5 protein-coding genes and 1 pseudogene are annotated in these 5,702 nt (G+C 49.4%); all 6 read left to right on the forward strand.

All coding sequences use genetic code 11. The features are described from left to right. Positions 1–572: 4Fe-4S binding protein (locus E1919_RS26785; protein WP_202916008.1), on the forward strand; the 572-nt coding region annotated here is incomplete at its 5' end. 112 nt (positions 573–684) lie between these two features. Further along, positions 685–1,485, forward strand: a complete 801-nt coding sequence (locus tag E1919_RS26790) for a DUF6503 family protein (RefSeq protein ID WP_162056471.1) — start codon at positions 685–687, stop codon at positions 1,483–1,485. 242 nt (positions 1,486–1,727) lie between these two features. After that, a complete protein-coding gene (locus E1919_RS26795) occupies positions 1,728–1,868 on the forward strand; it encodes a hypothetical protein (RefSeq protein WP_162056472.1) in 141 nt (46 codons plus the stop codon). A 195-nt stretch (positions 1,869–2,063) separates the two neighbouring features. Then, a complete protein-coding gene (locus E1919_RS26800) occupies positions 2,064–2,756 on the forward strand; it encodes a CHRD domain-containing protein (protein WP_162056473.1) in 693 nt (230 codons plus the stop codon). A gap of 623 nt (positions 2,757–3,379) precedes the next feature. Further along, entirely contained in the window at positions 3,380–4,744 is a 1,365-nt protein-coding gene (locus tag E1919_RS26805) for an IS110 family RNA-guided transposase (protein ID WP_162056474.1), read from the forward strand. A gap of 112 nt (positions 4,745–4,856) precedes the next feature. Then, a pseudogene (locus E1919_RS26810) lies at positions 4,857–5,702 on the forward strand (transposase); the annotation flags it as partial.

The following is a 5,702-nucleotide window of genomic DNA, read 5'->3' on the forward strand; positions in this document are numbered from 1 at the left end:
CCTACCGCCAGCTCTCCGACAAGTCCCTGAAGGCATGGAAGGTGGAGCGGTGGATGATACACAGTGTGCTGGTGTTCGCCGTGGTGATGACGGCGGGCGTGCTGTACACCTATTTCACCGGCAGCGGGACCTTCCTGTTCATCGACACCTATACCCTTCGGGCTACCTATGGCTTTCTGATAGGGGCCGCCTTTGCCGGGGTGGTAGGGGTGGGCTTCTACCCGATTATGGGCAACAGGGTCTGGTGCAGGTTCGGCTGTCCCCTGGCGGCTTATATCGGTATTGTGCAAAGGTTCAAGTCCCGGTTCCGTATTACCACCAACGGCGGGCAGTGCATCTCCTGCGGCAACTGCTCCACCTACTGCGAAATGGGAATCGATGTGCGGTGGTATGCACAGAGGGGGCAGAATATCGTGCGTTCCTCGTGCGTAGGCTGCGGTGTATGCGCCTCCGTCTGCCCCCGCGGTGTCCTGAAGCTGGAGAACGGGGAAGAGGAAGGGCGGTTCGGGAAGCCCATACTAATTGGTAACAACAGCGTGCAGGTCTTTTCAGACATTGATTATATAAGGTAACACTCTTCCCAACAAGGGCGTTTCGGGATCCGGCTACATGTGGAAGCGTTTTGCCGGAAATAGATTTCCCGCAGTTTCCCTGCGTTAAACAAATTATAAAAACATCATAGCTATGCAGTATAATCCTTCTAATCCATTTTACTCTTTGACCTTTAAAAGCTTCCGGCCCCTGCTGCACCTCTCTGGTTTTCTGGCTTTGCTGCTACTGCTGGGTTCCTGTCAGCAGGAGCCGACCGTTGACTCAGAACTGCTTGAGAAAACGCTGGCTTACCACGACCCGGAGAACAACTGGCCAGAGCTGAAGACCCGCCTTTACCTAAGCTCTGCCGATACCGCCGGGCAAGAGAACACCTTTGAGATAGAGCTGGACAACAGCACCGGCTACTTTGCCCACATCAGCCGGCAGGACGGGAAGGAGGCAGTGAAAGGGATAGCTAATGGTAAGGAGTTTTACCTGCTGGACGGTAAAGGGGACATCAGCGCAGAGGACCGGGAAAAATACGGCCTCACTCCTGATGACCTGAAGTGGGTACATAGTTTCTATGGCTACCTCTACGGGCTGCCCATGAAGCTGACGGATGAAGGAGTGAACGTAGCGGAGGCAGCCCAAAACGAGGAACTCGAGGGGAAAGAATACCGTGTGCTGGAGGTGAACTATGATGATGCCGTAGGTTCTGATAACTGGTTCTTCTACATTGACCCTGAAACGTATGCGATGGAGGCCTACCGCTTTAACCACGGCGAGCCGGAAAGCGGGGAGTACATTCTGCTGGAGGAGGAGGTCATGGTAGACGGCATCAGGATGCCGAAGGTGCGCAAGTGGCACTGGAATAAAAACAACGCCTACATCGGCACCGACACCATCATCAAGGCAGAGCCACTCACATCCTACAGGGTATCTGCTGAAAATTAGACTGCCGGATGTGATAACTGCCAGCCTTTTCCTGTGAAGTGTCTGCCTCGTCCTGAAATCAATGGACAGCGCGAGCACTGTTGAATAAGCATGACAACTGAAGGCAGGGTTAAGGCAGGTGGAAAGGGGCATTCAGGCGCTTCAACTAAGTCAGAGTGAGCTTGAAAATATTTTCTCAAGAGCCTCTATTATAGTTACTTGAAATAAAGTTGCACAGAATAGCTCAAAGTGAAAGAAAAACAATGAAGGTAAAGTGGCACCTGCAGTGCCACTTTACCAACTCAACATCGGTAAATAAGGGGCTTGATGCCAAAAACGGTCAACCTATCTCAGGACCAGGCAGTTTTATCTTCGACTGTACATTAAACCAAGACATCGAATAACACGCAGTTTGATTTAATTATTTTTATAGGCGTTTAAACAGTGAGCACTTGCTCTAAAGCATTGGATTTATCATCCACTAATCATAATTGACCATTCACGCCTTTTAAACTCCTCTCTACCACTTAAAAAAGGGCTTAAAGAAGATTCGGACATTAGTCCTCGTAGGTAGTGTGTAATCAAAAAAATATAAAATTATGAATATAAAGACTTTATTCCCGGCACCAACTAAATTTATCGCGGCAGCTGCCATGGCATTCACGTTCGTTTCCTGCGAGCAGTCAGACATATCTCCTGATGCGAATCTTTCAGCACAAAATGTAGAGGAAGCTCACCAGAAAGGCGTCAATAAGGGCTCTGCTATTGAGCGCACTTTTATGGCGAATCTCCAGCCGCTAAACAACTCAGGTGTATCAGGTACTGCCACTATCACTGTTGATGCGAACACGCTTACTGTGGAGGTGATGGCATCAGGATTGGAGCCAAACCTGCCTCACCCGCAACACATCCACGGGTTTATGGATGACAACAGGAACTCAACATGCCCTACACCTGCTGATGACACAAACGGAGATGGCTTTGTAGATCTCGTAGAAGGACTTCCTTCTTACGGACCAGTTCTTCTTGAACTGTATGTGCCAATCGATGAGTTTCCAGAGGCTGATGCAGAAGGCAACATACACTATACCCGTACATTTAACCTCGGCGAAATCGAGTTCGAAGAAGAAGGTGAAGTTATTGACTATAAAGATCTGAAGCCCCTTCAGAACAGAGCCATCGTGTTACACGGCCTGACTGTAAACGGCACTTATGTACCAACGATGCCTGTAGCTTGTGGTCAGATTATGCCTACAAACAATGGCAAAGGAATGGCCAAAGGGAAAATGTAATTTTGCTAAACCGCTGAATCTTCAGATTTAGCAACAAGCATTGAAAAGCAAAAGAGGGAGCGCAGTTATAAAACCATGTTCCCTCTTTTGCTTTTCAATATTACGAGAACCCTTCCATAGCTGCATCTAACTAAAAGTGAACTCGGGAATTAAACCATAGCTAGCTTTCTGATATACAATTGCTTGTATAGCTATTTAATCATTAAGTATTTATGAATATTATGTTATATATCTGCATTTGTTAGCCTTATTTCCCGAAATAGAAGAATACACCAACTAATATTTATATTAATAGCTCAGGATTTGTAAGTTTCAAATATTAATTCCCGAATTGTCTCGTCCTGAAATCAATGGATAGAGCGAGCACTGTTGAATAAGGATGACAACTGAAACCCTTTAGCATCTTGATAATTCTTATCTTTAGTCTGCTTCAGAAAACAAGCTCCTTACCTTAATGGTACTTGGAAAGTCCTTCCTGAAATCTGGGCTGGAATGTATAGGCCCTTGCTATGCATGGGCATTTGGTGAATTAACTGGTGATCTCGTCGGAGAATCCCGTACAGAAAAACTCTTATACTAGTGAATACATTCCCTGAAGCTATTTCAAAATATAAAGAAACGCCATGGGAAAAGCACTGCCACTTCAAATCGTCAACCCACACGCCGCCGGTATAGACGTGGGGTCCCGCAGCCATTTCGTTGCCACAGACCAAGTCAGGGAGAATGTCCGTTCCTTTGGGATTTGCACCAAAGACCATGAGGAGCTTATTCTGCACTTGCGTGACTCGGGAATCACATCCGTGGCCATGGAAAGCACCGGGACCTACTGGCAAACTCTCTTCAACGCGCTTCAGAAAGCCGGGTTTGAAGTGCTGCTTGTCGGGGGGAGCCAGACAAAGAATGTACAGGGGCGCAAAACCGACGTGCTTGACTGTGTGTGGATTCAGAAGCTGCATTCCCTAGGCCTATTGTCGGGCAGCTTTCTGCTGAGCGACACGCTCCAGGAGCTACGCACCTACTATTACCACAGGCAGCATCTGGTTGAGCAGAGCTCCAGGTACACGCACAAAATGCAAAAGGCACTCCGGCTGATGAACATCAGGCTGGACGTGGCCATCCGCGACATTACCGGTAAGTCAGGACTTGCGATAACAGAGGCGATTCTGGCGGGGAGCCGGGATCCGCAGCACCTTGCCTCGCTAGTGGATGTGAGGATGAAAAAGACCAAACAGCAGATAGCCGAGGCGCTCCATGGCTCCTGGCGGGAAGAGCTGCTGTTTGAATTGAAGTCTTGCCTGCACTTCTACAGGCTCTATGAAGAAGCCCTCAAGGAGTGTGACCAGAAGATCGAGCGTTCCCTGATGAAGCATGCGCCGCAGACCTCAATATCTGAACTTGAAGAGAAGTCCTTGAGGCAAAGCAAGAAAAAGAGCAGTAAAAATGCTCCTGAGTTCAATGTCCCAAGAATAGCCTACCAGTACTTCAAGACTGACCTTCTCGCTATCTCCGGGATCAGCTACGGCACTGTCCTTTGCCTGCTGACGACGATGGGAAAAGATCTGCACAGGTTCCCAACCGCCAAGAGCTTCGCCAGTTGGCTGCGTCTTGTTCCAAACAACAAGGTAAGCGGCGGCCGTGTTATCAGCAGCCGCACACCGTCAGGTAAATCCTGTTTAGCAATAGCACTTCGTCAGGCTGCCAACTCCATCGGAAATCAGAAGGATCATGAGCTCACCCCATTCTTCAAGAGGATTGCCTTCAAGAAAGGGAGAATAGCCGCTATCACGGCAACGGCAAGGAAGCTGGCCGTCATTATCTGGAACATGGTAACTAAAGCAGAACCGTACAAGAAAAACGAGATAAGGGAAAGCAACGAAAAAAGCAGACGGATTGGGTTAAAGCAGGTTGAAAAACGCATCCAGGCGCTTAAACTAAATCAGAGCGAACTTGAAAAGCTTTTCTCAAGAGCTTCTTTTTTAGCCACTTAAAATTAAGTTGTACAGAAACAAATTGACAAAAGCATTATCAGAAAACGTGGGTGGCTGTTGCACAACTGGGTTAAGATAGCCGTTAAAGGATAATAACCTATTTCTTGTAGCTATGCAGGGCAAGAAAACTTTCAAAGATGAGAAGGAGCTTCTCTTCTCGCTCTCGGCGCACGTGCCGGAGCACAACTTTTACCGTCGGCTCAAGCAGCAGTTGGACCTGGGCTTCCTTACCGAGCTGACGCGGGGCTACTACGGTAAGTGTGGCCAGCAGAGCATTGACCCGGTGGTGTTCTTCAAGCTCTGCCTGGTGGGCTACCTGGAGAACATCACCTCTGACCGCCGGCTCATCGAGCACGGCAGCCTCCGCCTGGACCTGCTTTACTTTCTGGATTATCAGCTTGACGAGCCCCTGCCCTGGCACTCCACCGTATCCCGCACCCGCCAGCTTTACCCCGAGGCCCTGTTCGAGTCGCTCTTTGACAGGGTCTTCAGCCTGTGCGTGGAGAAGGGTATGGTCAGGGGTGACACACAGGCCGTAGACTCAGCGCCCGTGAAGGCCAACGCCTCGATGGACAGTCTGCTGCTAAAGCAGCCACTGGAGTCAGTGCAACAGCAGGAGGCAGATAAACAACGGATGCTTCAGAAAAACAGCAAACCGGCACAGCTTATAACAGCTCCGGCCCATCAGCTCAGAAAGCTGGAAAAGCATCAGGAGAATATCAGGGGCACATTCACCTCATTGGGGTCAACCCATGAGAAGGCACAGCTGGTCAGCAACAAGACACACTACTCCCCGCATGACCCCGATGCCCGCATATCAGTAAAACCGGGAAAGCCAGAAAACTCAATTACCACTGCAGCATGGCGGTTGATACGGCCAAAGGTGTTATTTCCCACATCCGGGCGGACTTTGCCGACGGCCGGGACAGCCAGCACCTGCCTTCCCTAGTGGTGCAGG

The organism is Pontibacter pamirensis, assembly GCF_010015475.1.
Lineage (GTDB): Bacteria > Bacteroidota > Bacteroidia > Cytophagales > Hymenobacteraceae > Pontibacter > Pontibacter pamirensis.

Coding starts and splice junctions, on each gene's coding strand:
- E1919_RS26790 (WP_162056471.1), top strand. CDS start 685: ATGCAGTATAATCCTTCTAATCCATTTTACTCTTTGACCTTTAAAAGC.
- E1919_RS26795 (WP_162056472.1), top strand. CDS start 1,728: ATGAAGGTAAAGTGGCACCTGCAGTGCCACTTTACCAACTCAACATCG.
- E1919_RS26800 (WP_162056473.1), top strand. CDS start 2,064: ATGAATATAAAGACTTTATTCCCGGCACCAACTAAATTTATCGCGGCA.
- E1919_RS26805 (WP_162056474.1), top strand. CDS start 3,380: ATGGGAAAAGCACTGCCACTTCAAATCGTCAACCCACACGCCGCCGGT.